Annotated in this window: 20 protein-coding genes; 5 read left to right on the forward strand and 15 right to left on the reverse strand. The window is 73.8% G+C overall.

Annotation, left to right across the window (positions count from 1 at the left end; all coding sequences use genetic code 11):
- Position 1: 1 nt before the first annotated feature.
- Complete coding sequence (locus tag AC6I72_RS29490; protein ID WP_498004172.1) at positions 2-670, forward strand: potassium-transporting ATPase subunit C; 669 nt, start codon at positions 2-4, stop codon at positions 668-670.
- Between the two features lie 100 nt (positions 671-770).
- On the opposite strand, the gene AC6I72_RS29495 is transcribed toward AC6I72_RS29490, so the two are convergent.
- The 7 genes from AC6I72_RS29495 to AC6I72_RS29525 form a co-directional block, all read right to left on the reverse strand.
- Entirely contained in the window at positions 771-1,394 is a 624-nt protein-coding gene (locus AC6I72_RS29495; protein ID WP_498004173.1) for a GTP-binding protein, read from the reverse strand.
- Entirely contained in the window at positions 1,375-1,749 is a 375-nt protein-coding gene (locus AC6I72_RS29500) for a DUF742 domain-containing protein (protein WP_498004174.1), read from the reverse strand. The genes AC6I72_RS29495 and AC6I72_RS29500 overlap by 20 nt, the downstream gene beginning before the upstream one ends.
- Positions 1,742-2,173 carry a roadblock/LC7 domain-containing protein gene (locus AC6I72_RS29505; RefSeq protein WP_498004175.1) on the reverse strand — a complete coding sequence of 144 codons (432 nt, stop codon included), beginning with the start codon at positions 2,171-2,173 and terminating at the stop codon, positions 1,742-1,744. The genes AC6I72_RS29500 and AC6I72_RS29505 overlap by 8 nt, the downstream gene beginning before the upstream one ends.
- 12 nt (positions 2,174-2,185) lie before the next feature.
- Positions 2,186-5,128 carry a sensor histidine kinase gene (locus AC6I72_RS29510; protein WP_498004176.1) on the reverse strand — a complete coding sequence of 981 codons (2,943 nt, stop codon included), beginning with the start codon at positions 5,126-5,128 and terminating at the stop codon, positions 2,186-2,188.
- Between the two features lie 240 nt (positions 5,129-5,368).
- Positions 5,369-6,553: an NAD(P)/FAD-dependent oxidoreductase gene (locus AC6I72_RS29515; protein ID WP_498004177.1), complete on the reverse strand. Its 1,185-nt coding sequence runs from the start codon at positions 6,551-6,553 to the stop codon at positions 5,369-5,371.
- Positions 6,554-6,634: 81 nt separating this feature from the next.
- Positions 6,635-8,227 carry an amino acid adenylation domain-containing protein gene (locus tag AC6I72_RS29520; protein ID WP_498004178.1) on the reverse strand — a complete coding sequence of 531 codons (1,593 nt, stop codon included), beginning with the start codon at positions 8,225-8,227 and terminating at the stop codon, positions 6,635-6,637.
- Positions 8,194-10,164 carry a beta-ketoacyl synthase N-terminal-like domain-containing protein gene (locus AC6I72_RS29525; RefSeq protein ID WP_498004179.1) on the reverse strand — a complete coding sequence of 657 codons (1,971 nt, stop codon included), beginning with the start codon at positions 10,162-10,164 and terminating at the stop codon, positions 8,194-8,196. The genes AC6I72_RS29520 and AC6I72_RS29525 overlap by 34 nt, the downstream gene beginning before the upstream one ends.
- Before the next feature lie 795 nt (positions 10,165-10,959).
- Between AC6I72_RS29525 and AC6I72_RS29530 the strand changes: the two genes are divergently transcribed.
- The 4 genes from AC6I72_RS29530 (at position 10,960) to katG (ending at position 16,798) form a co-directional block, all read left to right on the forward strand.
- Positions 10,960-11,979 (forward strand): GAF domain-containing protein, encoded by a 1,020-nt coding sequence (locus tag AC6I72_RS29530; protein WP_498004180.1) that lies wholly within the window; start codon positions 10,960-10,962, stop codon positions 11,977-11,979.
- Positions 11,980-12,131: 152 nt separating this feature from the next.
- Positions 12,132-13,772 (forward strand): phosphoglucomutase (alpha-D-glucose-1,6-bisphosphate-dependent), encoded by a 1,641-nt coding sequence (gene pgm / locus AC6I72_RS29535; protein WP_498004181.1) that lies wholly within the window; start codon positions 12,132-12,134, stop codon positions 13,770-13,772.
- A 320-nt stretch (positions 13,773-14,092) separates the two neighbouring features.
- Positions 14,093-14,530 (forward strand): Fur family transcriptional regulator, encoded by a 438-nt coding sequence (locus AC6I72_RS29540; RefSeq protein WP_498004182.1) that lies wholly within the window; start codon positions 14,093-14,095, stop codon positions 14,528-14,530.
- Between the two features lie 33 nt (positions 14,531-14,563).
- Positions 14,564-16,798 carry a catalase/peroxidase HPI gene (gene katG / locus AC6I72_RS29545; protein ID WP_498004183.1) on the forward strand — a complete coding sequence of 745 codons (2,235 nt, stop codon included), beginning with the start codon at positions 14,564-14,566 and terminating at the stop codon, positions 16,796-16,798.
- Positions 16,799-16,835: 37 nt separating this feature from the next.
- Here the strand turns inward: katG and AC6I72_RS29550 are convergent, their stop codons facing one another.
- The 8 genes from AC6I72_RS29550 to AC6I72_RS29585 form a co-directional block, all read right to left on the reverse strand.
- A complete protein-coding gene (locus AC6I72_RS29550; protein WP_498004184.1) occupies positions 16,836-17,060 on the reverse strand; it encodes a DUF7489 domain-containing protein in 225 nt (74 codons plus the stop codon).
- A 56-nt stretch (positions 17,061-17,116) separates the two neighbouring features.
- Positions 17,117-17,344 carry a hypothetical protein gene (locus tag AC6I72_RS29555; protein WP_037852457.1) on the reverse strand — a complete coding sequence of 76 codons (228 nt, stop codon included), beginning with the start codon at positions 17,342-17,344 and terminating at the stop codon, positions 17,117-17,119.
- A 37-nt stretch (positions 17,345-17,381) separates the two neighbouring features.
- The gene (locus AC6I72_RS29560; RefSeq protein ID WP_037852459.1) at positions 17,382-17,738 is read right to left on the reverse strand and encodes a PRC-barrel domain-containing protein; all 357 of its coding nucleotides are present in this window, start codon (positions 17,736-17,738) and stop codon (positions 17,382-17,384) included.
- A gap of 102 nt (positions 17,739-17,840) precedes the next feature.
- Positions 17,841-20,078 carry an RICIN domain-containing protein gene (locus tag AC6I72_RS29565; protein ID WP_498004185.1) on the reverse strand — a complete coding sequence of 746 codons (2,238 nt, stop codon included), beginning with the start codon at positions 20,076-20,078 and terminating at the stop codon, positions 17,841-17,843.
- A gap of 152 nt (positions 20,079-20,230) precedes the next feature.
- Positions 20,231-22,072, reverse strand: coding sequence for a glycoside hydrolase family 35 protein (locus AC6I72_RS29570; RefSeq protein ID WP_498004186.1), 1,842 nt, complete (start codon positions 22,070-22,072; stop codon positions 20,231-20,233).
- Complete coding sequence (locus AC6I72_RS29575; RefSeq protein ID WP_498004187.1) at positions 22,069-22,944, reverse strand: carbohydrate ABC transporter permease; 876 nt, start codon at positions 22,942-22,944, stop codon at positions 22,069-22,071. Before AC6I72_RS29575 ends, AC6I72_RS29570 begins: the two co-directional genes overlap by 4 nt.
- Positions 22,941-23,951 (reverse strand): carbohydrate ABC transporter permease, encoded by a 1,011-nt coding sequence (locus tag AC6I72_RS29580; protein ID WP_498004188.1) that lies wholly within the window; start codon positions 23,949-23,951, stop codon positions 22,941-22,943. The genes AC6I72_RS29575 and AC6I72_RS29580 overlap by 4 nt, the downstream gene beginning before the upstream one ends.
- A complete protein-coding gene (locus AC6I72_RS29585) occupies positions 23,948-25,246 on the reverse strand; it encodes an ABC transporter substrate-binding protein (RefSeq protein WP_498004189.1) in 1,299 nt (432 codons plus the stop codon). Before AC6I72_RS29585 ends, AC6I72_RS29580 begins: the two co-directional genes overlap by 4 nt.
- Positions 25,247-25,353: the final 107 nt, after the last annotated feature.

Raw genomic sequence — 25,353 nt, forward strand, 5'->3', positions numbered from 1 at the left:
CATGAACAACTCCTTCACGAACACCGCCCGGTTGCTCGGAGCGGGCCTGCGCGCCCTGCTCGTGCTGACCCTGGTGACCGGCGTCCTCTACCCGCTCGCCGTCACCGGCGTCGCGCAGGGCCTGTTCCCCGGCAAGGCCAACGGCTCCGAGGTCCGGGCGGACGGCAGGGTCGTCGGCTCCGCGCTCATCGGACAGTCCTACGACCTCCCCCTGAAGAAGGGGCAGCGGACCCCGCAGGCCGACCTGAAGTGGTTCCAGGGCCGGCCCGCGAACGGGCTGGCGGCCAACAGCGTCAACACCCGTCACTCGCTGCTCGTGTCCGGCGCCACCAACCTGGCCGCCGACAACAAGACGCTGATCGACCAGGTCCGGGACGCGCGGGCGGCCGTCGTCAGGGACAACTCGGTGCCCGGTCACGCAGTCCGGCCCTCCGACGTCCCCGCCGACGCGGTCACGTCCTCCGGATCGGGACTGGACCCCGACATCTCCCCGCAGTACGCCCGGCTCCAGGCCCGCCGGGTCGCCGTACGCAACGCGCTGCCGCTCGCCCGGGTCGAGCGGCTGGTCGCCGACCACACCGAGGGCCGCACCCTGGGCTTCATGGGCGAACCCCGGGTGAACGTCCTGCGGCTCAACACCGCCCTCGCGGATCTCGTGGCGCGGCGCTGAAGCACCCGCCCCGGCGCGCGGGGCGGCACCGGGGGGCGGCGCGGGCAGAGAGTGCCCGTGCCGCCCTCAGCCGGTCAGGCACGGTGTGCCCGGACCGCCCTCAGCCGGTCAGCGACCGCTGCGGTCCGTGATGGGCGCGGGCCTCCGCCGCGGCGCGGGCCGCCTCCAGGACACCGAGCAGGACCTGCTTGCCGGAGGCGCGGTCGCGCACGTCGCACAGCACCACCGGGGTGGCCGGGTCCAGGTCCAGCGCCGCCCGCACCTGCTCGGCGGTGCAGTCGCGCCGTCCGTGGAAGCAGTTGATGCCCACGGCGAACGGGATCCCGCGCTCCTCGAAGAAGTCGATCGAGGCGAACGACGCCTCCAGCCGCCGCGTGTCGGCGAGGACGACCGCGCCCAGTGCCCCCGTGGCCAGGTCGTCCCACATGAACCAGAACCGGTCCTGGCCGGGCGTGCCGAACAGGTACAGCACCAGTTCCGGGCCGATCGTGATGCGGCCGAAGTCCATCGCCACCGTCGTGGACGCCTTGGCCTCCACCCCCGACAGGTCGTCGACACCGAGGCTCGCCTCGGTCATGCGCTCCTCCGTCTCCAGCGGAGGGACCTCGCTCACCGCGGCCACCATGGTGGTCTTGCCCACGCCGAAGCCGCCGGCGATCAGGATCTTCAACGCGGTCGGCATGACCGGGCCGGCCATGACGGGGTCAGAGCTGACGGATGCCATCCATCACCCTTTCGATGAGTTCCACGCTCGGCCGGCTCTCGCGCCCCGGCGGCGACTGCACCAGGATCAGCGAGGCGTCGAGCAGATCGCCGCACAGCACCTTCACCACGCTCACCGGCAGGTCCAGCAGCGCGGCGATCTCCGCGAGCGCCAGCGCCCGGTCCCGGCACAGGTCCAGGATGTGGGCCGCCTCCGGCTCCAGCTGGCCGGCGCCCGCCCCCCGCGCGGACCGCGCGACGACCAGCGTGATCAGCGTGAACGCGTGCTGACTGTGCTGGGTACGGCCACCGGTGATGGCGTAGGGCCGTAAGTAGCGTCCGGCCTCCGGCTCGTCGTGCCGGCGCGGTTCAGGCATTCTGGACGGGGCCGCCGGCCGGGGACTGCACGCGCGGTGCGGCCGTCAGGTACTGGCCGACCTGCTTGACGAGCGTGCCCATCTCGTACGCCATCATCCCGACATCCACTTCTTCCGAGGCGAGCGCCGCCAGCCGCGTCCCCTTGCCCGCGGCCGTGACGAAAAGGAACGCCTTGTCCATCTGAATGACCGTCTGCTGCACGTTTCCGCTGTGGAAGTGCCGGGCGGCACCGCGGGCGAGGCTGTGCACGCCCGAGGCCACCGCCGACAGGTGCTCGGCGTCGTCCCGGAGCATGTCCTTGGACTTGCCGATCAGAAGACCGTCGCCGGAGAGCACGATGGCGCAGCGGATCTCCGGAATCCGGTTCACCAGGCCGTCCAGGAGCCAGTCCAGCTGACGTCCGGTCTGTACCTGCTCAGTCATTGCGTAACGTCCTCACAGTTCATGGGCAGGGGGGCCTGCCGCATCGCTCTGCCGCCCGTGCGCACCGTGCGGCGTGTCGTCGTCCTCGGACATCCAGGCCCGCTTGAGCCCCTGGTGGATGGCGCTCATCGCCCGGGCCGACGCGTCCGGCGAGATGACGTCGTCGTCACCCCCGCCCGCGGGTTCGTCCTCGGCGTACGCGGCCTCCCGGCGCAACTGCTGCGCGAGGCTGGCCCCCCGGACGCGCTGCGGCAGGACCGAGGGGGTCGTCAGCGGACCGGAGGCGTCCGGCACGCCGTCCGGGGCGGAGGCCTCAGCCGCGGGGGCCGCCGGCGTCACGGCCGCCGCGGAGGGGCGGTCCGCGGCGGGTGCGGGCCGCTCCTGGCGGGGCACCGCGCCGCGCCGCACGGGCGCGTCGGCGGCCGGGGACGCGGACGGCACCGGGGGCGCGTACCGGTCCTGCGGAACGTACGGGCCGGCCGGCGCGGCCGGGGCCGCGGGCGCGTACGGGGAGGCCGGCGGGTACGGGTCCGGTGGCACGGACCCGGCCGGCGGCGCGGGGAAGGCCGGGGGCGCGGACGGGTCCGGCGGCGTGCCGGGGGCTGGCTCCCCGGCCGGCGGGTGCGCTTCTGCCGGGGCCCGGCCCGGCGTGTGCGAGGGCGGGCCGGGCGGGTACGGGGTCGTCGCGGGGGTGCGGGCGGCGGTGCCGGGGGCGCCCGGAACCGGCCCGAAGGCCGGCGACGGCGCGGGGTGGTCCGATGCGGCGGGGGGCAACAGACCGGCACCTCCGTACTCGGGAAAGCCGTTGTGGTCGGGCACCGCCGCGTGGACGATCACCTCGTCGGCACCGGCCGTCAGGCCGGCCGCTGCGGTCAGGGCGCCCTGCCCGGCCCCCGCGGCGGCGTACTGCCCGCCGTCCGTCAGCTGGGGGCCGGCCGTGCTCCCCACGGCCCGGCCCGCGGCGACGGCGGCCGACTGCAACTGGTCGACGACCGGGGAGGAGACCTCCTCCAGCAACGCGGCCGGCAGCATCACCAGGGCGCGTGTGCCGCCGTAGTCGGACTCGCGCAGCACCACCTTGATGCCGTGCCGCTCGGCCAGCCGGGCCACCACGAAGTGCCCGAGGCGGGGGTCCTCGCCGAACACCGTCATGTCGACCCGGGGCGGCTGGGCGAGCAGTTCGTTGGCACGCTCCAGCATCTCCGCGGGCATGCCGAGCCCCTGGTCCTCGACATGCACCGCCAGGCCCTTGGCCACCCGGGCGGTGCTGACCGTGACCTCGGTGTCGGGCGGGGAGAAGCTGGTGCCGTTCTCGATGAGTTCGGCCAGCAGGTGGGTGACGTCGGCGACCGCGCGGCCGGCCAGTGCCACCCGCCGGTCCGCCGGGGTGTTGCGCACCCTGACCCTGGTGTAGTGCTCCGTCTCCGCCACCGCGCCGCGCATCACGTCGGTGATCGCCACCGGCCGGGTCATGCGGCGGCTCGGCGGGGAGCCGCTGAGGATCATCAGGTTCTCCGCGTGCCGCCGCACCCGGGTCGCCAGGTGGTCGACGCGGAAGATGTCCTTGAGCAGGTCCGAGTCCTCGTGCTTGCGCTCCAGGTCGTCCAGCAGCGCGATCAGCCGGTGGATCAGCACCTGGGCCCGCCGGACGAGCTGGCCGACGACCTTGTCCGAGCCCTGCCGGCCCTGGGACTGGCGCAGCACGGAGTCCGCGGCGAGCCGCGCGAGCTGGTCGACCGCCGAGGAGAGGCGGCCGATCTCGTCGCCGCTCTGCTGCCGGTGCGGGGTGAGGGAGGCCGGATCGACCCGCTCGCCCTTCTCCAGCCGGGCCAGGAGTTCGGGAAGCCGTACGGCGGCCAGGTGCTCGGTGCCCGACCGCAGACCGGCGAGCTCTTGGGACAACCGCTCGAACTCGGTGAGCCGGCCGAGCGCGGAGCGCCGGGTGCGCAGTGCCAGCACCGTCGCGGCGGCCACGGCCGCCAGCGTGGCCGCGCTGCCCAGCAGGGTGACCAGCAGCAAGTCCTGCGCCCGGTCGGTGGCTTGAGCGGACAGCGCGCCGAGGGACGTGTCGGTCAGGGTCTGCAACTCGTGGACCACGCCGTCGGCGGCGGCCGGCCAGGCGGTGGCGCCCTGCGGCAGCGCGGTGCCCCGGCCGTCGCCGACGGCCTGCTCGACCGAGGCCACCGTGCGCCACTGGGGTCCGGAGGTGATCCGGTCGTAGGTGGCGGCCGTGCCGCCGGGCAGGTCCGCGGCGGTCAGCCCCTCCCGGGCGGCCGCCCGGACCGCGGCGTACCGGCCGAAGCGGGCGCGGTCCGCGGCCGGTATGCGGTGTCCGGGCAGGGCGGCGGTGACCAGGGCGTCCTCGCGGGACAGCAGCTCGGTGATCCGGGCCACCGCCACCGTCGCGGTGCCGGCCCGCTCCGTCCTGGCGTCCTCGCCGCGCACCGCCGCGGTCAGCAGCGCGAGCCCCTGCGAGGCGGCGTCGGTGAAGTACGCGAAGGCGTCGCCGGAGGACAGCTGGCGCGCGTCGATCGCCGCCCGGCGGTCCGCCAGTGACTTCAGCGCGCCGTCGTCGGCCTCGGCACGGCGCCGGAGCGCGGCGGTGTCCGCGGCGGCGGCGTGCCGCCGGTACTCGGCGAGGGCGGCGTCGGTCCTGGCGCGGGCCGAATCGAGGTCCGCGCGCGCGGGGTCCGTGCGGCCGGCCTGCCACAGGGCGGTGAGCCGGCGTTCGTCCTGCAGCCGCGCGAGCAGTTGCTGCGCCGGCCGGGCGACGGACGAGACGTGGCCGGCGTCGGTGTGCAGCCCGGCCTGGTCGTCCACCAGACCGGCGGCCGTGTACCCCCACAGCCCGCTGACGCAGACCGCGGGGATGACGAAGGGGAGGACGAACGAGGATCGCAGTGATCTCGGGGTACCGGCGCGGTGACGTGTCCGCCGGTCGCGGGTGCCTGGCATCTGATTCCTCGTACAGCAGCGGTTCAGCGGTGCGGGCAGGGAACGCGACGTCCGACGATCCCCGCCCCCCGTGGCCTGGTGGCTCACCGTGATCGGAGTCGCGCGAGCTGCACCGTATCAGGATCATCGCGCAGCGTCATGTGGCGTCCATGGCAACTGGCCTGTGGCGAAAGCCGAGTTGACAGCGCCGCCGGGGGTCGGAGAGGGAGCGGGGTGCCGCGGTCACGGCGGGCGGAGAAATCACAGCAGGGCCAGCAGCCGCGGGGTGTACAGCGCCGCGGCCGAGGCGATGCCGGCCACCATGTCGAGGTAGATCGCGGTGAGTTCGGGGTCCGACTGCACGGCCCGCAGCAGGGAGAGCCGCTGCTCGTGCGGGTCGAGCCGGGCGACGCCGAGGGTGGCCTCGTAACCCGGTGCCAGATGCCGTGCGCAGTCCTCGGCGTAGCGGGCCAGCGCGGTGTCGAGCACGTCCGGGGCGCCGTCCAGCGTGCCCGACACCGCCTCCGCCAGCCGCTCGACCTGCCAGAAGGCGTCACTGATCCCGCGGGCGGTGATGGAGTCCTTGTGGTGCGCGGCGTCCCCGACCAGGGCCCAGCCGGGTCCCGCCGCCCGCCGGAAGAAGTTCTGCTGGTCGCCGCTGCCGTGCAGCCGCTCCGCCGGTTCCCGGCCGGCCAGCCGCTCGTGCAGTGCGGGAGCGGTGGCGCGGATCTGTTCGCGGTAGGCGCGGTGGGCGTCCGCGCGGACCTCCTCGAACCGGGACTGCGGGAAGTAGGCGAGGACGAGGGTCGCGTCGTCGTGGGTGGGCACCGCGGCCACCCAGCCGCCCGGCCGCTCGAACAGCTCCAGGTCGGCGGGCACGTCCTGCCAGTACGTGTAGTAGGCGCAGGTCAGCCGGGGGTCCTGCACGGTGAAGGGGGCCGCCGCCAGCCGGGCGACGGTGGAGCGCATCCCGTCCGCGCCGATCACCAGGCGGGCCCGCTCGGTGAAGGGCCGGCCGTCCTGGCTGCCCTCGACACCGACGACCCGTCCGAGGCCGTCGCGCAGCAGGCCGGTCACCCGGCAGTGGTCGCGGAACTCGGCGCCGGCCGCGGTGGCCGCGTCGACCAGGATGGCGTCGAGCACGTGACGGCGCGGGGCGAATCCCGAGCGCTGTCCCGCCACGCCCCTGGCCCGGCCCTCGATGTGGATGTCGGCGACCTCGTAGACCGTGCGGTCCAGCGGCGGGCAGCCCGAGGCCCGGACCCGGTCGAGCACTCCCCACCGGGCGAGCGCGGCGACGCCGGGCTGGTGGACGAGGTGGGTGGAGAGGGTGTCGGAACCGTACGCCGCCTTGTCGAGCAGAAGGACGCGGTGGCCCGCGCGGGCCAGCAGCAGGGCGGCGGGGGCGCCGGCACAGCGTGCTCCCACCACGATGGCGTCGTACATGCGGATGCCTCACAACGAGCTTCGGGGACAGGGGAAGAAGGGTGTGGGGGGCGGGGTTCGGGGGGAGGCCGGTGCCCGCGGTCAGCGCGGGCGCCCGAGTTCGGCGAGCAGCGCCCGGCGGTCGATCTTGCCGTTGGGGTTGAGCGGCAGCTCGTCCAGGACGGTGATCCGGCTGGGCATCATGTACGGCGGCAGGCGGCCGGCCAGCGCCGTGTACAAGCGGTCGGGGACGCAGCCGGTCCCGCTGACCGCGGCCTGGAGTTCCGGTTCGCCGTCGGCGGCGGGCAGGGTGACGACGATCGCGTCCCGCACTCCGGGCTGGGCGCGCAGGGCGGCCTCGACCTCCCCGAGTTCGATGCGGTGCCCGCGGACCTTGACCTGCTGGTCGGTCCGGCCGAGGTGGACCAGCAGGCCGTCGGTCACGGCGACCCGGTCGCCCGTCCGGTACCAGTGTCCCGGGGCGGGCGGCGAGCCGTCGGCCGGGCGGAGGTCCTCGGTGAGGAAGCGGCCCGCGTCGTGCCGCGGGTCCAGGTAGCCGTCGAAGCGCAGTGGGCCGCGCACGCACAGCTCGCCCCGCTCGGCGGGCCGGCCGTCCTCGCCGAGCAGCAGGAGGTCCAGGTCCCGGTGGCCGGTCCCGATGGGCGCGGTGCCGTTGGGGGTCCGCGGCCAGTGCGCCACCTCGTCGGGGAACCGGTAGGCGGTGCACGAGATCGTCACTTCCGTGGGTCCGTAGAGGACTTCGAGGCGGCTGCCGGGCGCGGCGGCGCGCCACTCGCGGGCCGCCCGGAGGGTCAGGGGCTCACCGCCGAAGACGCTCCACCGCAGGGTCGGCATGCTGTCCGGGGCCAGGGTGCCCAGCCGTGCGGCGAAGGTGATCAGCGACGGCACCGAGAACCAGTGCGTCAGGCGCAGGCTGTTGACGGTCTTCACCGGGTTCAGCAACTGGCCGCGGGACGGAACGACGAGGGTGCCGCCGCCCGCCCAGGCGACGAAGAGGTCGTGCACGGATCCGTCGAAGGTCAGCTCGAAGCTCTGCGAGAGCCGGCTGCCCGGGCCGATGCCGTAGCGGCCCGCGACCCGCTCCAGGTAGGCGCAGATGTTGCGGTGCCGGACGGGCACGCCCTTGGGCGCGCCGGTGGAACCGGAGGTGAAGATGATGTACGCGATGCCGTCGGGGTCCGCCTGCGGCAGGGGCGCACCGGGGCCGGTGCCGTCCGCGGCCTCGGCGCCCTCCGCGTCGGCGTCGGTCCCGGCGTCGGTGGTGTGGACGTGGACCGGCGTGCCGAGGCCGGTGGCCGAGGGGGCGTCCGCGCTCGTGGTCAGCACCAGGTCCAGACCGGCCGCCGCGGCGATCGCGGCGGTCCGCGCGGCGGGGTGCTCGGGGTTGAGCGGTACGACGGCCGCGCCGGTGCGCAGGATGGCGAGGTACCCGGCGTACGCGGTCACCGAGCGGGTCGCCAGCAGCCCGACGCGCCGCGGCGCGGTGCCCCCGGCCGCGGCGGTCAGCCGGGCGGCGAGGCGTTCGGCGGCCGCGCGCAGTTCCCGGTAGGTCAGGCACGCCCCGGCGACCTCCAGCGCGGGGGTGTCGGGATGAGCGGCGGCCGAGCGGGCGAACCAGCCGTAGAGGGTGGACGGGTGGTTCATCGGCCGGCCGCCCGGAGCGTTCGCGTCCACTGCCGCAGCTCACCGACCGTGCGCAGTCCGCCGAGTTCCTCGGGGTCGATCTCCTGCCCGCACCGTTCGGCCAGTTCCACCACGATCCGCAGTTTGGCGAGCGAGTCGATGCCGATGTCGGTGAGGCCGGAGGCGTCGTCGAAGCCGGTGCGGGCGTGCTCGCGCAGCACTCGCTCCGCCAGGTCCGCGCCGTCCGCCCCGTCCTGCGCGCGGTGGCCGCCGTGGGGCTCCTCGCCCGCCCAGTACCGCCGCGTCTGCCAGGGGTAGGAAGGCAGCGGTACGCAGCGGCCCGGTGTGCCGGACATCGTTTCCCACTCCGGCTCGCCGCCCGCCAGGTAGCGTTCGGCGACGGCCGTCAGCGGCCCGCCGGCGGCCGGCGCCGGTGTCCCGGCGAGGGCCGCCGCCAGCTCCTCGTGGGTGTGGCCGGTGACCGCCAGGCGGTGCGCGTGGTGGCGGCGCCGGGCGGCCGCGCTGTGGCAGATGTCGCGCAGCGCGTACGAGGCGCCCGCGCCGCCCGGCCGCAGGTAACGCACGTAGGCCTCGCGCAGCGCGTCAAGCGCGGCGGGGCTGTGGGCCGAGAGGGCGAGGAGGTACGGACCGCCGTCCGGTTCGGTGGCGGGCGGCGCGTGGCGCGGGTCGGGCTGGGCGAGCACCACGTGGGCGTTGAGGGCGGAGGAGCCCTGCCCGCCGACGCCGGCGACGGCGGGGTGGCCGAGGACGGGCAGGTCCCGCAGCTTGTCCGGCACGGTCAGCGGCAGCGCGTCCCAGTCGACGCCCGGGTTCGGGGTGTCCAGGTGGAGGCAGGCCGGCACCTGGCCGTGCTCCAGGCACAGGACGGTCTTGATGAGGCCGGCCATGCCCCCGGCGGCCTCCGCGTGGCCGATGTTGGTCTTCACCGAACCCACCAGGAGCGGCCGGCCGGCGGGCCGGCCGGCACCGAGCACCTCGCCCAGGGCCCTCAGCTCCAGCGGGTCCAGGGCGGGGGATCCCGCGCCGTGCGCCTCGACGTAGTCGACGTCGGCCGGGTTCACGCCCGCGTCCTCGTACGCCCAGCGCAGCACGTCCAGCTGGCCCTGCAGGGAGGGGCTGAGGACCGAGTCGCTGGTGCGGCCGTCGTTGCCGACGGCGCTTCCCCGGATGACGGCGCGGATCCGGTCGCCGTCGGCCAGGGCGTCCGTCAGCCGCTTGAGGACCACGACGGCCACCGCGTCGCTGGGCGAGTAGCCGTCCGCGCCCGCGTCACCGAACTTGCAGCGCCCGTCCCCGGCCATCGCCCCCGCGTGCGAGAGCACGAGTCCCTCGTCGGGGCGCAGCGGCACGTTCACGCCGGCCGCCAGGGCCAGCGGGGTCTCGCCGGCGCGCAGGCTCTGCACGGCCTGGTGCACGGCCACCAGCGAGGAGGAGCAGGCGGTGTCCACCACGATGCTGGGGCCGCGGAAGTCGAGGAAGTGGGACAGCCGGGCGGGCAGCAGGGAACGGAAGTTGTTGAGCTGGGCGGCCGTCACCGAGTCCGGTCCGCGGCGCAGGGCGAGTTCCAGGTGGTCGGCGCGGGTGTTGCCGACGAAGACGCCGGAGCGGCTGCCGGCCAGCCGGTCGGGGTTCTGGCCGGCGTCCTCCAGCGCGTCCCAGGCCGTCATCAGCAGCAGCCGCTGCTGCGGGTCGAGTTCGGTGGCCTCGGTGGCGGACATGCCGAAGAACCCGGCGTCGAACTCGGCGACCTCGTCGACGTAGCCGCCGCGCCGGGCGGCTATTCGGCCCTGCTTCGGCTCGGGGGAGTAGAGGGCGTCCACGTCGTAGCGATCGGGGGGTGTCTCGCTCGTGGCGTCCACGGCGTCCCGCAGCAGGGCCCACAGCGCGTCGGGCGCGGACGCCCCGGGCAGCCGGCACGCCATGCCGATCACCGCGACCGACCGAGGGTCCACGTCGGACCTGTTCATGAGAGAACTCCGTTCATACGTCGCACGGTCCCTACGCCGTGGCGTAGTCGACCTTGCCCCATGGCACCTTGCCCCACGCACCCGGTCCGCGCGTCCGTCATGTGCCCGCGGCGAGCCACGTGCCGTCCGGGGGCGGGGACGGCAGCGGGCTCGACCAGGCGGCCGGGCGCGGGAGTCACCGGCGGGTGCGGCCCGCCGGTGCGTGCCGTGGGGGAGGCGGCGCTGTGTCCGGGCGGGCGGGCGGCCGCCTCGTACGACCGTCCGGTCAGGGCAGTCGGCGCAGCTCTAAGAGCCGCGGGCACGAGGGGCGCCCGTCTCGTGACGCGCCTTTCGTGCGCAGTGCCGGGACCCGCCGGGGGGAGGGGGGCCGGCGGTCTCGACGTTCCCGTGTCTCGGGTACGGACCGGGGACCGCGCACCCGCCTCACCTTCTCAATTCGAACCAACATTCGAGCATCTGACGCCGCCTCGGACCGGATCGCCGGGGCGGCGGCAAGTCCACCGCATGATTGTCGGGGGTGAAATCCTTTCGGAACGATGCGCGATCCAAGAATGACGGGAAGTGATCGCTCGATGTTGAAACATTGAAAAGTTTGGACAGACTCTCCTGATGGCCACCCGGCGGTCCCACCGCACCGCCGGGCCGCCCGTGCGCGGCGCCCGCGCGCAACCGCCCCCGGGCGGCGGGGCCGGCAAGTCCGCGCCGCCGCCGATGTGTTGACGGTGGGGCAGCCGAGGGCGGAATGACCTGGAGTGGTGATCCACGACGGCCGGATCTCTGCTTTGATCTGACCCCATGGAATCCCTGTCACCCGAACAGCACCGTGCCGCAGGCGAGCAGCGGACCAATCGGCTGAGGATTCTCGGCCTCAACACGGTCGAGGCGGAGGCCACCTTCGACCGCATCGCGCGGCTCGCGGCCACGTTCACCCAGTCCCCGCTGGCCATGGTCAACTTCATCAACGACGAGCGCCAGATGTTCCGGGGCATGTACGTGCCCGGCGGCACCCCCGAGGACCCCGTGGACGTCTCGGGCGGCATCCCCTTCGACCTCAGCAACCTCGCCCGCGAGGCACCCGGCGACTACGGCTTCTGCCCGCACGTGGTCGCCCAGCAGTCCCAGCTCGCCCTGGACGACGTCTTCGACTACCCCCGCTTCAAGGGCAACCCGCTCGTCAACGACCTGGGCGTGCGCTCCTACCTGGGCACGCCGCTGCGCGACAACACGGGCGTGATCCTCGGCACCGTGTGCGTCGCCGACTTCAAGCCGCGCGCCTGGGACCGCCAGCTCAAGCTGGGCATGCAGGAACTGTCCGAGACCCTGCTGTCCGAGTTCAAGCTGCGCGACAGCCTCCTCGCCCAGCAGCAGGAACTGTTCGCGGTCTTCGACGGCGCACCCTTCCCGATCATGCTCACCGAGGGCCCCGACCACCTGCTGCGCTACGCCAACGGCAGGCAGGGGCAGGCCTTCGGCATGGTCCCCCAGTTCAGCCTCGGCCGGAACGTGCTGCCCGGCCTGGACCGGATCGGCGTCTTCGCCGCGATGGACGACGCCCTGCGCACGGGACGGCCGACCAGCGTGCCCCGGGCGTCGCTGCGGACGTACGACTCCGCGGCCCCGCAGGACTTCGACTTCCTGTGCACGCCGATCCGCACCTCGCCCAGCGCCCCCTTCAAGGGGGTCCTCACGGTGGCGATGAACACCACCGGGCAGGGCTACGGCGGCGCCGAGTCGCAGGCCTTCGCCGCCAACGTCCAGCAGCGGTTCGAACAACTGGGCGGCGCCGCGCTGTCGGACAGCGTTCCCGGACGGTGAACCGGGGCCGGCCGGGCCGGCGGCCGGGGAGGCGCACCGGATCCCCGGGCCGGGGGGAGGGTGCCCCGGGACGTGGGTGCGCCTCCCGTTCGCGGGCGGGGGAAGATGGAGATCGCGAGCGGACACACGACCGAACACGAGGAGTGGGTGTCATGGTGCAGGAACGAGCGGGCAGGTCGGCCCGTCCGGAGGAGCTGATCGACGTGGCCCGGCTGGTGACCGCGTACTACGCGCTGCACCCCGATCCGGCCGAACCCGGGCAGCGCGTGGCGTTCGGGACGTCCGGGCACCGCGGCTCGTCCCTGGCGGCGGCCTTCAACGAGGACCACATCGCCGCGACCAGCCAGGCCATCTGCGAGTACCGCGCCGGACAGGGCACCGACGGCCCGCTCTTCCTCGGCGCCGACACCCACGCCCTGTCCGAGCCCGCCCGCGTCACCGCGCTGGAGGTCTTCGCGGCCAACGGTGTCACCGTCCTCGTCGACGCCGCCGACGGCTACACCCCCACCCCCGCCGTCTCGCACGCCATCCTCACCCACAACCGCGGGCGGACCTCGGGCCTCGCCGACGGCGTCGTCGTCACGCCCTCGCACAACCCGCCCGCCGACGGCGGCTTCAAGTACAACCCGCCCAGCGGCGGCCCGGCCGGCTCGGACGCCACCTCCTGGATCCAGGACCGGGCCAACGAGATCATCGCCGGCGGCCTGAAGGACGTACGGCGCATCCCCTACGCCCGTGCGCTCGCCGCCGAGACCACCGGACGCCACGACTTCCTCGGCGCCTACGTCGGCGATCTGCCCAGCGTGCTGGACCTGGACGCGATCCGCGGCGCGGGCGTGCGCATCGGCGCCGACCCGCTGGGCGGTGCGTCGGTGGCCTACTGGGGCCGCATCGCCGAACAGCACCGGCTCGACCTGACCGTGGTCAACCCGCTCACCGACCCGACCTGGCGCTTCATGACGCTGGACTGGGACGGCAAGATCCGCATGGACTGCTCCTCGCCTTACGCCATGGCCTCGCTGATCGAGCAGCGCGACCGGTTCCAGATCGCCACGGGCAACGACGCCGACGCCGACCGGCACGGCATCGTCACCCCCGACGGCGGGCTGATGAACCCCAACCACTACCTCGCCACGGCCATCTCCTACCTGTACGCCCACCGCGGTGAATGGCCCGCGACCGCGGGCGTGGGCAAGACCCTGGTGTCCTCCGGCATGATCGACCGGGTCGCCGCCGACCTCGGACGGCGGCTCGTCGAGGTGCCGGTCGGCTTCAAGTGGTTCGTGGACGGCCTGGTCGACGGCTCGCTCGGCTTCGGCGGCGAGGAGTCCGCGGGAGCGTCCTTCCTGCGCCGCGACGGCTCGGTGTGGACCACCGACAAGGACGGCATCATCCTGGCCCTGCTCGCCTCCGAGATCACGGCTGTCACGGGCCGGACGCCCTCCCAGCACTACGCGGCCCTGACCGAACGCTTCGGCGAGCCCGCCTACGCCCGCATCGACGCCCCCGCCTCCCGCGAGGAGAAGGCCCGCCTCGCCAAGCTGTCCCCGGCCCAGGTGACCGCCGACACCCTCGCGGGGGAGCGGGTCACCGCCGTGCTCACCGAGGCACCCGGCAACGGCGCCTCCATCGGCGGCATCAAGGTGACCACCGAGAACGCCTGGTTCGCGGCCCGCCCCTCCGGCACCGAGGACGTCTACAAGGTCTACGCCGAGTCCTTCCGCGGCGCCGACCACCTCCGCCAGGTCCAGGACGAGGCGAAGCAGGTCGTCCTGACGGCCCTCGGCGGCTGAACCCCCGCGGATCGCCCCGGCCCGGCCGGCGCCCCCTGCCCGGGGTGCCGGCCCGGGCCCGTCCGCCCGCGGATCCGCCCCCGTTCCGCCGGCATCCGGACGGCGCGTCGGTGACGCGGTGCACAGCGGCCGGTCCCGCACCGTCCCGCCGCGCCGTGCCCACCCGTGCCTCTCGCGTCCGGCCCGCCCCGTTCGTCCTGGCCCGTGTCCTCCTCGGAGCGGTCCCGGCCCCGCCCTCGAAGCAGCCCGCACGATCCGTACCGGACTTTGACCGTTCGTTTTCTTGAACCGTTCGTGTCTGCGGCGGTAGGTTCGGCGCCATGACGGCAGCCCGGCCCCCGACGACCGCCGAGGAACTGCGCGGTGCGGGGCTGCGGGTGACGGCCGCCCGTGTCGCCCTCCTGGAGACCGTCCGCGCGGGTGACCACCTCGGCGTGGCGGACCTCGCCTCCGGGGTGCGCGCCCGCGTGGGCCACATCTCCCTGCAGGCCGTCTACGAGGCCCTGCACGCGCTCACCGCGGCAGGACTCGTACGCCGCATCGAACCGGCCGGCAGTCCCGCCCGGTACGAGGGCCGCGTCGGGGACAACCACCACCACGTCGTGTGCCGGTCGTGCGGTGCCGTCGCCGACGTGGACTGCGCGAGAGGCGAGGCACCCTGCCTGACCGCGTCCGCCGCCCACGGCTTCTCCATCGAGGAGGCCGAGGTCGTCTACTGGGGCCAGTGCCCCGCCTGTTCCACCGCGCCCAGCACGTGAGCACCGTGATCCGCCCAGCCCGGAAGGATTTCCATGTCCGAGAACCACGAGGCCATCGTCACCGACCCGAAGACGGAGGAAGCGGGCGGCGGCTGCCCGGTCGCGCACGGACGCGCACCCCATCCGACGCAGGGCGGCGGGAACCGCCAGTGGTGGCCGGAGCGGCTGAACCTGAAGATCCTCGCCAAGAACCCCGCCGTGGCCAACCCGTTCGGTGAGGACTTCGACTACGCCGAGGCGTTCAGGAGCCTCGACCTGCCGGCCGTGAAGCGGGACATCGCCGAGGTGCTGACCACCTCGCAGGACTGGTGGCCCGCCGACTTCGGGCACTACGGCCCGCTGATCATCCGCATGGCCTGGCACAGCGCGGGTACCTACCGCATCAGCGACGGCCGCGGCGGCGCCGGCGCCGGCCAGCAGCGCTTCGCCCCCCTCAACAGCTGGCCCGACAACGCCAACCTGGACAAGGCCCGCCGCCTGCTGTGGCCCGTCAAGAAGAAGTACGGCCGCAACCTGTCCTGGGCCGACCTGCTGATCCTCGCCGGCAACGTCGCCCTGGAGTCCATGGGCTTCACCACCTTCGGCTACGCCGGCGGCCGCGAGGACGTCTGGGAGGCCGAGGAGGACGTCTACTGGGGCCCCGAGACCACCTGGCTCGGTGACGAGCGCTACACCGGCGACCGCGAGCTGGAGAACCCGCTCGGCGCCGTCCAGATGGGCCTCATCTACGTCAACCCCGAGGGGCCCAACGGCAACCCGGACCCGATCGCCGCGGCCCGCGACATCCGCGAGACCTTCCGCCGGATGGCGATGAACGACGAGGAGACCGTCGCCCTCATCGCCGGCGGCCACACCTTCGGCAAGACGCACGGCGCCGGCCCCGCGGACAACGTCGGCCCCGACCCGGAGGCCGCGGGCCTGGAGGAGCAGGGCCTGGGCTGGAAGAACACCTACGGCACCGGCAAGGGCGGCGACACCATCACCAGCGGTCTGGAGGTGACCTGGACGCCGACCCCCACCCGGTGGGACAACTCCTTCTTCGAGATCCTCTTCGGCTACGAGTGGGAACTGTTCAAGTCCCCCGCCGGCGCCCACCAGTGGCGGCCGAAGGACGGCGCGGGCGCCGGCACCGTGCCCGACGCGCACGACCCGGACAAGCGGCACCAGCCGACGATGCTCACCACCGACCTCTCGCTCCGCTTCGACCCGGTCTACGAGCCGATCTCGCGGCGCTTCCTGGAGAACCCCGACCAGTTCGCGGACGCCTTCGCCCGGGCCTGGTTCAAGCTGACCCACCGTGACATGGGCCCGGTCTCCCGCTACCTCGGCCCGGAGGTCCCCGCCGAGACCCTGCTCTGGCAGGACCCGCTGCCGCAGCGGACGTACGGCCTCATCGACGCCGACGACGTCGCCGTCCTCAAGGCGAAGATCCTCGCCACCGACCTGTCGGTGTCCGAGCTGGTCTCCACCGCGTGGGCGTCGGCCTCCTCCTTCCGCGGCAGCGACAAGCGCGGCGGCGCCGACGGCGCCCGGATCCGCCTGGAGCCGCAGCGCGGCTGGGAGGTCAACGACCCCGACCGCCTCGCGAGCGTGCTGCGCACTCTGGAGGGCGTCCAGGAGTCCTTCAACGCCGGGCAGAGCGGCGGCAAGGGCGTCTCCCTCGCCGACCTGATCGTCCTCGCGGGCGGGGTGGGCGTCGAGCGGGCCGCCAAGGAGGCCGGGTTCGAGATCGAGGTCCCCTTCACGCCGGGGCGTGTGGACGCCTCGCAGGAGCAGACCGACGTCGAGTCGTTCTCCGCGCTGGAGCCGGCCGCCGACGGGTTCCGCAACTACCTCGGCAAGGGCAACCGGCTCCCGGCCGAGTTCCTGCTCCTCGACCGCGCCAACCTGCTGACGCTGAGCGCACCGGAGATGACCGTCCTGGTCGGCGGGCTGCGGGTGCTGGGTGCGAACCACCAGCAGTCGCCGCTCGGCGTGTTCACCACCACGCCCGGCGTCCTCACCAACGACTTCTTCGTCAACCTGCTCGACCTCGGCACCCAGTGGCGGGCGGCCTCGGCCGACGCGACCACCTTCGAGGGCTTCGATCCGGCCACCGGCCGGGTCAAGTGGGCCGGCAGCCGGGCCGACCTGGTCTTCGGCTCCAACTCCGAGCTGCGTGCCGTCGCCGAGGTCTACGCGAGCGACGACGCGAAGGAGAAGTTCGTGTCCGACTTCGTCGCGGCCTGGACCAAGGTCATGAACCTCGACCGGTTCGACCTGGTCTGAGCCCGGCCGCCACGGCGTGGCCGCGCCGCCGTCCCGGTCAGATCCTGGCCGGGGCGGCGGCGCCCGCTTCCTTCACCAGACGGTCTCCGGGCCCCAGGGACTCCCACAGCGCCTTGCCGACGCGGAACTTCTCCGTCCCGCCCTCGGTCAGGCGCACCTCCACGTAGTGGTAGAGGCCGGAGCCGTCGGTCGTCCCCCGGGTCTTGTCCACCACGACACCTTCCCAGGCGTCCTCTTCACGTACCTTGCGAGATTTCGGCATGGTGGCACCCTAGGGCAGCCCAGGGCCTCTCGTCCGGTGAGGGCCGGGGCCGCCCCTCACCGGTGCGGCCGGTCGAGGACCCGGCGGGCCACCCGGGCCGCCGCCTCGCTCTCGGCCGCGGCGGGGGACAGCTCGCTCAGCGTGTCCAGGTCGGTGTCCCGGCGCAGCTCGTCCTCCCAGGTGGCTGCGAGGCTCTCCTGCTCGGCGCGCGGCAGGCCGCGGACGTGGTCGCGGTGGCGCGGATCGAGGGCGGCCAGGAGCCGCTCGACGGTGTCGATGGCCATCTGCTCCTCCTTGAGCGCGGGCCGCCGCCGCGGGCGGTCAGCGGCGGGCGAGCCGCCGTTCCCCGCCGGCGCCCGGGACGTAGGGCAGGTCGTAGTGCTGGAAGACCGCGGCCTCCTGCTCGGCGGGCAGGACGTCGTCCGTGCCGATGGAGGGTGCCTTCTTGACCAGCCCCTTGGGCTGCGCGACCTTGACGTAGTCGGGCCCCACGACGGCCCCGTCGACCGGCACGAACAGCAGGCGCTGCCGGGTGGGCAGCCCCGCACGGACGGTCACCATGGCCGGCTCGTCTGTGCCGGTGTCCACGTAGACCGCCTCCAGCGCGCCGATCTTGTGCCCTTCCTGGTCGACCACGTCGCGGTTGCGCCACTCACGGAGGTCCGCCGAACGAATCATGTCTGCTCCCTGCCGCTCCCAGCCGTAGTACGGATGAGTGACCCGGGCGCCCGGGGCGTAAACACGCCGGTGGCCGGGGCGGTGGCGCCCCGGCCGGTGGGGTCAGCCGATCCGCCACCGCTGGAGCGGTGAGCCGTCGCCGGGACGCTGGGTCACCGCGGCGCCCCTGTCCGCCGAGGCGGCGGTGAGCAGCAGCCCGCTGTGCACCGAGGCCACGGTGAACGCCCCGTCGGCCAGGCGTGTGACGGTCCAGCGCTGGTTGGCGCCGCCGGTGCAGGGCCACTGGATCACCCCGGCGCCGGCCGCGGTGGAACCGCCGTCGACGTCGGCGCACAGCCCCGAGGCGGTGCTGACGATCTCGTAGGAGCCGTCGTCCTGCCGGGCGAGGCGCCACTTCTGGTGGTCGCCGCCGTTCGGCGTCCAGGTGGCGAGCCGGGTGCCGGCGGCGGTGCTGCCTCCGGGGACCTCCAGTGCCTTGCCGGCGGTGACGAGCGTGCGGGTGCCGTCGAGCGGGGCGGGCGCCGCGCCGGTGGGCGTGAGCGTCAGCGTCTGCTCGGCCGCGGTGCGCGAGCCGCCGACCGGACCGGTGCCCGCGGCGTCCCAGAATCGGGCCGGGGTGGTCTCCGCGGGCCGCGCCGGGTCGCCGGACAGGCCGATCACCAGGCCGCTGTAGCGGTTGACCAGCCGGTAGGTGCCGTCGGACGCGCCGGCTGCCGAGGTGCCCGCGACGACCCACCACTGCCGTCCCACGTCCGCCCCGCCGGGCCCCGCCGCTCGCACCGTGGGCCGGGTGCCCCAGGCGCGCTGGGCGGTGCTGGAGGAGTCCACGCCGAGCAGACCGCCGGTCTCCGCGTTGGCGATGCGGTACGAGCCGTCACCGTTGCCGGTGAAGATCCACGACTGCCGGGCCGATCCGTCCGCCTGTGCCTGGGAGGTGGTGGCGGTACCGCCGCGGACCTGGGTGAGGACGCGGCCGCCGCCGCTGGAGATGCGGTATGTCCGGCCCGTGTCCACGGGCGCGGCCGGCGCCGAGGTGCCGATGGTGACGTTCGCGTACTCGCCGGACGAGCCGCCCGAGCAGCCGAAGGAGCAGTACGAGCGGAACGACTTGCCGACGATGTTCGAGCCGGTCCTGTTCGCCGGGTCGAGGAACCAGCGGTACCAGGAGGCGTTGGTGAGGCCGCCGGTGTCGCCGATCAGCCGCCACTTCTGCGTGGCCAGGTCGTCGGTGGCGTAGAACTGCTGCGGTGCCTTGCCGCTCTGGTCCACGCCCTGCGGCTCGCCGATGTACAGGCCCAGGTAGGCGTTGTAGGTGATGTCCATGACGAACAGGGGCGAGGTCGGCGGCATGGTGCCCGCCGCCACCTGCTGGCTCGTCGTCCCGCTGTTCGCCGGGTCGTACTCCTTGTCCGCGGGGGTGTAGCCCGTGGGGTGGGTGGCGTCGGCCGGCACCATGTTGCTCTCCCGGCCGCCCGTCCCGGGCTGCGACCAGGCACCGTCGTACCACTTGCGCCATGAGCCCGGCGCCATCTTGCCGGAGATCGGGGCCCGGGCCACGTGCGCGTGGAAGGCCTTCCAGCTGCCGCCCTTGTCCACGATCCGGGAGCCGTAGAAGACGTAGAAGTAGCCGGAGGCGGTGTCCACGAACAGGCGCGGGTCGCCGTCGCCGTAGTCGAAGGTCTGCTGCGGGAAGGCCGCCGTGTCGCCGCGTCCGGTGCTGTACGGCGAGGTGAGGACGTGGTCCTTGATCGTCCACGTCCTGCCCTGGTCCCTGGAGACGGCGTAGTCGATCGCGTCGTAGTGCAGGCCGTCCCCGAAGGGCTGCGGGGTGAACTCGTTGTGCACCAGGCCGTACCAGTCGCCGGTGTCCGGGTCGACCCAGACGCCCGCCAGGTCGCAGTAGTTCTTCTGCGCGTAGTGCGACCCCGCGGGCGCGTAGCTGGACTCGACGCCGGTGGGGCTGTTGTTGCAGCGCCAGGTGGTGTCGTCGTTGCGGTCGCGGGAGTCGGCCGGGTTCACCGCGCCGCTCAGGGCGCCGTCACGGGTGGCGCTGTCGAAGTCCTCGCCGGTGAAGAAGGTCCACGCACGGCTGTCGTTCGCGCCGTAGAGGGAGTGGGCCTGCTGGAAGTGGAAGGTGCCGTCCTTGTCGATATAGGGGGCGGCCGGAGTGTCGTCCGGGTGGGTCCAGGAACCCTTCGCGCCGACGGTGACGGTGTACGACGGGGTGCCGGCCGCCGGTGCGGCGGGGGCCGCGAGCGCGCTGCCGCCGGTCAGGGCCGTCGCCGTGGCGACGACCGCGGCGACGAGCCCCGCGGCCAGTTGCTTGCGGTGAGGTGACACAGGTCCTCCTTGCTCGGGGCGGGGCCGCGCGGGCTGCGCGGCCCCCTGGGTGTGGTTCCTGTGCGTGACGGCGGACCGGTGTCGGGCCGGTCCGGTCCTTGGCCCCCGTGCCCGTGCGCCCGCCCGGAGCGGGCGGCCGTGGCGCACGGCGGTCAGTCGAACGTCTCGACGTACTCCTCGGCCGGTCCCAGGGCGGGGCGGTCGGTGAGGGCGAGGTGGTCGCCGAACCGTTCGAGTTCCAGGACGGTGAGGGTGTTCTCGCCGGCGCGCAGCAGCGGGCCGGGCAGGTAGAGCGTGGTCTGCGGGCCGATCTCCCAGTAGCGGCCCAGCAGCGTGCCGCCCACCCAGACGAACCCCTTGCCGAAACCGGGCAGGGCGAGGAAGGTGTCGGCCGGTTCGGTCACCGTCAGCCGGGCGGTCGCGAAGCCCGCCCGGTCGTCGCAGGGCGCCGCCGACGCGGCCCGGCCGACGTCCTGCCGCCCCCACTCGTCCAGCGGCAGCCGGCGCATGGTCCAGCCGTGCACCAGCCGCCGGCCCACGCGGACGCCGTCCAGGATGCCCTTGCCCTGGCCGAGCAGCGGGCCGTAGTTGATCCGGCCCTGGTTCTCCACCAGCAGGTCCAGGCGCACGCGCGCCCCGGTGCCGGGCACGCTGAACGAGGAGGTCTCGCGGTCCAGTACGGCCACGGGGGCGCCGTCGACGAACACCTGGGCGCGGTCGTGCAGTCCGGTGACGGTCAGCTCCTGGCGGCCCGGCGGCAGCAGCGGCTCCGCGGTGTAGAGGACCAGGCCCGAGGACTGCCCCAGCTCCTCGAAGCTCAGCGGGACGGGCGCCCGCACCGGTTCGGCCGCCGCCCGCAGCGCGGGCAGGAGCGCGGCCCGCCGCGTGACCTCCAGGGTGCGGGGCGCGAGCAGGGGCGGGTCGGCGGGCGGCTCGGGAAGCGCGCGGTCCGGGCCGGCGAACGCCGCCAGCCGCTCCCGCAGGGCGTGGAACTTCGGGGTGAGCGCGCCGTGTTCGGCGATCGGGGCGTCCGAGTCGTAGCTGGTGACGGTGGGCTGGAGGCGTTCCCCGTCGTGGTTGGCACCGGCCCACAGCCCGAAATTGGTGCCGCCGTGCGCCATGTACAGGCTCACCGAACCGCCCGCGTCGAGGATCTCGCCCACGTCGTCGGCCGCGCCGGCGGGGGACCGCACGTGGTGCTTCTCGCCCCAGTGGTCGAACCAGCCGTTCCAGAACTCGGCGCAGAAGAACGGCTCGTCCCGGCGGCGCGCGCGCAGCAGCGCCGCCGCCTGGCCGGGGCGGGAGCCGAACGTCGCCGCCGCGAGGTGCCCGGGCAGGCTGCCGCCGTCCTGCATCAGCGCGGTCGGCCCGTCCGCCGTGTACAGCAGCTCGGTGACACCGCGCGCCACGAGCGCGTCGCGCACCCAGCGGACGTACGCCTGGTCGTCGCCGTAGCTGCCGTACTCGTTCTCGATCTGCACGGCGACCACCGGGCCTCCCAGGGCGGCCTGGAGTGCGGCGATGCGCGGGACCAGCTCGTCGAACCAGCGGCCGACCGCCTCCAGGAAGGGGCGGTAGGAGGTGCGCGGGCGCATGCCGGGCGTGCCGGTCAGCCAGGCGGGCAGCCCGCCGTTGTCCCATTCGGCACAGATGTACGGTCCCGGGCGCACGATGACGTCCAGTCCCGTCTCCTGCGCCAGCCCCGCGAAGCGTGCGAGGTCGCGCCCGCCGTCGAAGCGGACCTCGCCCGGGACGCGCTCGTGGAAGTTCCACGGGACGTAGGTGTCCACGGTGTTGAGGCCGAGCGCGGCCAGCCGGGCGAGCCGGTCGGCCCACTGCTCGGGACGGACCCGGAAGTAGTGCAGGGAACCGGCCAGCACGCGGTGCGGGCGGCCCGCCCGCAGCAGGGTGCCGTCCGCGAAGGCCAGTGTGGCGGCCGGGGCGGGGGCGAGGGGGTCGGGGGCGGCCGCGGTGTGCGGTGCGGAAGTGGTCACTTGACGGCTCCGGCGGTCATGCCCGCGCGCCAGAACCGCTGGAGCGCGAGGAAGGCGATCAGAAGCGGGACGACGGACACCAGGGAGCCGACGACGACCAGCGGGGGCGGCACGGCGACATGGCTCGCGTTCCAGCCGACCAGGCCGACCGTGACGGGCTGGAGCCGGTCGTCGCCGAGCACCATCGCGGGCAGCAGGTAGTTGTTCCAGATCTCCACGAACTGGAACAGGAAGATCGTCACCAGCGCGGGCAGCATCATCCGCACCCCGATGGTACGGAAGATCCGGAACTCGCCCGCCCCGTCCAGCCGTCCGGCCTCCAGGACCTCGTCGGGCACGCTCTGCGCCGCGAACACCCGGGAGAGGTAGACCCCGAACGGGCTGACCACGCTGGGCAGCAGCACGGCCAGCGGGTTGTCGATCAGGTGGACCCCGGAGAACATCAGGTACAGCGGCAGCGTGAACAGCACCTTGGGCACCAGCACGGCCGCGAGCACCGCGCCGAACACCGCGCCGCGCCCGGGGAAGTCGTACTTGGCGAGCGCGTAGCCGGCCAGCGCCGAGAAGGCCGTGCCGAGGACCGCGCCGACGCCGCAGTACAGCACGCTGTTGAGCATCCAGCGCCAGAAGATCCCGCCGTCCTGGCCGCTGAGCCGGGCGATGTTGCCGAACAGGCCGAAGCCGTGGAACCACAGACCGCTGCCGGAGAACTGCTCACCGAACGGCTTGGTCGCCGACACCAGCAGCCACCACAGCGGGAAGAGGAAGTAGAAGGCCGACAGGCCCAGCAGCGCCATCACGGTGACGCGGCTCGCCGGGCGGCTCTCGCGGCGCGAACGGACCAGGGACGCCCGCGTGCTCAGCGCGCTCATGCCGGCTCCTCCCCGCGGTGGGTCAGCTTGAAGAAGACGAAGGACACGACACCCACCAGGAGGGCCAGGAGGACGGACTGCGCGGCGGCGTAGGGGTAGTTGCCCGCCGCGACCGCGCTCTGCGCGGACATGATCGGAGTGAACGTCGAGGTCACCGAGCCATCGGAGACCGGCTGGAGCACCGCCGGCTCGTTGTAGAGCTGCGCGGAGCCGATGACGGAGAACACCGCGGTGAGCACGAGCGCGCCGCGCACCGCCGGGATCTTGACGCTCCAGGCGATCCGCAGGACCGAGGCCCCGTCCATCCGGGCCGCCTCCAGCACCTCGGCCGGGATCGACTGGAGCGCCGCGTAGATGATGATCATGTTGTACCCGGCCCAGCTCCAGGTGACGATGTTGGCCACCGACCACAGCACCACCTCGCTGTGGAAGAACGGGACCGAGACACCGACCGGGTGCAGCAGACGGTTGATCGGGCTGGACTGCGAGGAGTACATGAACGACCAGACCAGCGCGGCGCTGACGCCGGGGATGGCGTACGGCAGGAAGCTGGAGAGCCGGAAGAACGCCTTGCCGCGCGCGGAGCCGGAGTCGATCAGCAGCGCGAGGGCCAGGGCCACGCCGAGCATCACCGGGACCTGGACCACGCCGAACAGCGCGACCCGGCCGAGCGAGGACAGGAACGCCTGGTCGCCGAGGGCGCGGCTGTAGTTGCCGAGCGGGTCGAAGACCTGGGTCGGCGCGGTGAGGCCGAGGCCGGAGCGGTGGACGGTGAAGAGGCTGCTGACCGCCGCGTAGACGATCGGCGCGACGTACATCGCCGCGAACAGGACGAGGAAGGGGGCGCAGAACAGCAGGGGGCGCAGGCGGCGCGCCCGGGGCGCGGGGACGGGTGCCGGTGTGGGTGCGGAAGCGGGCGCCGGGGTGGGCCGGCCGGTGTCCGCGGCGGGCCGGCTGCGGCGGGCGGCCGGCACCGCGCCGGCCGCGTCGATCACGGACTCGTTCACTCGGCGACCTTCAGGCCCTGCTTCTTCATCTCGCCCACGGTCCGGTTCCGCGCGGTGCGCAACGCCTCGGCGATGGTGCCCTTGCCCGCCCAGGCCTTGCCGAGCCCGTCGTCGAGATCGGCGGCGGTCTTGGTCATCAACGGGCCCCACGTCCAGGAGGAGTCGACCTGGGGAGCGGCGGCGGCGAACACGTCGTAGATCTTCTGGCCGCCGAAGTACGGGTCGGCGCCCTTGAGCTGGGGCAGGTCGAGGAGCTTCTTCGCGGCCGGGTACAGCGCGGCCTTCTCGACGAGCGTGCCGAAGGCGGCGCGGTCGGTGCCGAGCCAGTGCGCGAACTCCCAGGCGCCCTCGGCGTCGTCGCAGCCCTTGAGGACGGCCGTCGCGGAGCCGCCCGCGTTGCCCGCCCGGCCGGCGCCCGCACTCCACTGCGGCAGCGGTGCCACCGCCCACTGGCCGGCCCCGTCCTTCGCGCCGCCCTTGATGACCCCGGCCTGCCAGACCGCTCCCACGACGGTGGCGATGTCGCCCTTGCCGATGCCGGTGTACCAGGCCTGGTCGTACATCGGGGCGCTGCTGATCAGGCCGTCGTCGGCGAGGCCCTGCCAGTAGTCGGCGACCTTCTTGTTGGCCGCGGAGTCCATGGTGACCTGCCAGGCGTCGCCCTTGACGCCGAACCATCCGGCGCCCGTCTGCCAGGCGAGGCCCGCGTAGTCGTAGTCCAGGTAGGGGGAGGAGATGTAGCGGTGCGGGTTCGAGGCGTGGATCCTCTCGGCGTCGGTCCGGTACTCGTCCCAGGTGGCGGGGGGTTTCAGGCCGAGCGAGCCGAACACCTTCTTGTTGTAGAAGAGCGCCATCGGGCCGGTGTCCACGGGCGCGCCGTAGACGCCGCCGTCCAGGGTGACCGACTTCCAGGCCGCCGGCTGGTAGTCGCCCCGGTCGGCGGAGGCGTACCGGCTCACGTCCTTGAGGGCGCCCTGCGCCGCGAAGCTCGGCAGCGTCTCGTAGCCGACCTGGGCCAGGCAGGGCGCGTTGCCCGCCTTCACCGCGTTGAGCATCTTCTGGTAACCGCCCTTGGCGCCCGGCTGGACGGCCTGGTAGGTGACCTTCAGGTCCGGGTGGCTCTTGTTGAACGCGGCGACGGCATCCGCGTACCCGGGCGCCCAGCCCCAGAATGTGATCGATCCCTTGCCGGATGCGGAGGTGGAGCCGGAGCCGGAACCGCCGCACCCGGTGGCGGTGAGGGCGAGGCCCAGGGCTCCCGCTATCCCGGCAATACGGACAATGGATCGCTTCACGGCTTCTCCTGAAGGGCTGGGTGGAGCGGAGGAGTTGCCTCCGCGAGGCCGCGCGCACCGCGGGCGGGGGGAACCCGGGCGGTGGGGCGGCGCGCTGATGGCGGAAA

The organism is Streptomyces sp. Xyl84 (assembly GCF_059731885.1).

What these genes read in the sequence shown, in the direction of transcription:
- AC6I72_RS29555 (WP_037852457.1), bottom strand. Translation starts at nt 17,344, where the DNA reads ATGGCCATCGACACCGTCGAGCGGCTCCTGGCCGCCCTCGATCCGCGC.
- AC6I72_RS29490 (WP_498004172.1), top strand. Translation starts at nt 2, where the DNA reads ATGAACAACTCCTTCACGAACACCGCCCGGTTGCTCGGAGCGGGCCTG.
- AC6I72_RS29530 (WP_498004180.1), top strand. Translation starts at nt 10,960, where the DNA reads ATGGAATCCCTGTCACCCGAACAGCACCGTGCCGCAGGCGAGCAGCGG.
- AC6I72_RS29495 (WP_498004173.1), bottom strand. Translation starts at nt 1,394, where the DNA reads ATGGCATCCGTCAGCTCTGACCCCGTCATGGCCGGCCCGGTCATGCCG.
- pgm (WP_498004181.1), top strand. Translation starts at nt 12,132, where the DNA reads ATGGTGCAGGAACGAGCGGGCAGGTCGGCCCGTCCGGAGGAGCTGATC.
- AC6I72_RS29550 (WP_498004184.1), bottom strand. Translation starts at nt 17,060, where the DNA reads ATGCCGAAATCTCGCAAGGTACGTGAAGAGGACGCCTGGGAAGGTGTC.
- AC6I72_RS29575 (WP_498004187.1), bottom strand. Translation starts at nt 22,944, where the DNA reads ATGAGCGCGCTGAGCACGCGGGCGTCCCTGGTCCGTTCGCGCCGCGAG.
- AC6I72_RS29525 (WP_498004179.1), bottom strand. Translation starts at nt 10,164, where the DNA reads ATGAACAGGTCCGACGTGGACCCTCGGTCGGTCGCGGTGATCGGCATG.
- AC6I72_RS29515 (WP_498004177.1), bottom strand. Translation starts at nt 6,553, where the DNA reads ATGTACGACGCCATCGTGGTGGGAGCACGCTGTGCCGGCGCCCCCGCC.
- AC6I72_RS29505 (WP_498004175.1), bottom strand. Translation starts at nt 2,173, where the DNA reads ATGACTGAGCAGGTACAGACCGGACGTCAGCTGGACTGGCTCCTGGAC.
- AC6I72_RS29510 (WP_498004176.1), bottom strand. Translation starts at nt 5,128, where the DNA reads ATGCCAGGCACCCGCGACCGGCGGACACGTCACCGCGCCGGTACCCCG.
- katG (WP_498004183.1), top strand. Translation starts at nt 14,564, where the DNA reads ATGTCCGAGAACCACGAGGCCATCGTCACCGACCCGAAGACGGAGGAA.
- AC6I72_RS29560 (WP_037852459.1), bottom strand. Translation starts at nt 17,738, where the DNA reads ATGATTCGTTCGGCGGACCTCCGTGAGTGGCGCAACCGCGACGTGGTC.
- AC6I72_RS29500 (WP_498004174.1), bottom strand. Translation starts at nt 1,749, where the DNA reads ATGCCTGAACCGCGCCGGCACGACGAGCCGGAGGCCGGACGCTACTTA.
- AC6I72_RS29540 (WP_498004182.1), top strand. Translation starts at nt 14,093, where the DNA reads ATGACGGCAGCCCGGCCCCCGACGACCGCCGAGGAACTGCGCGGTGCG.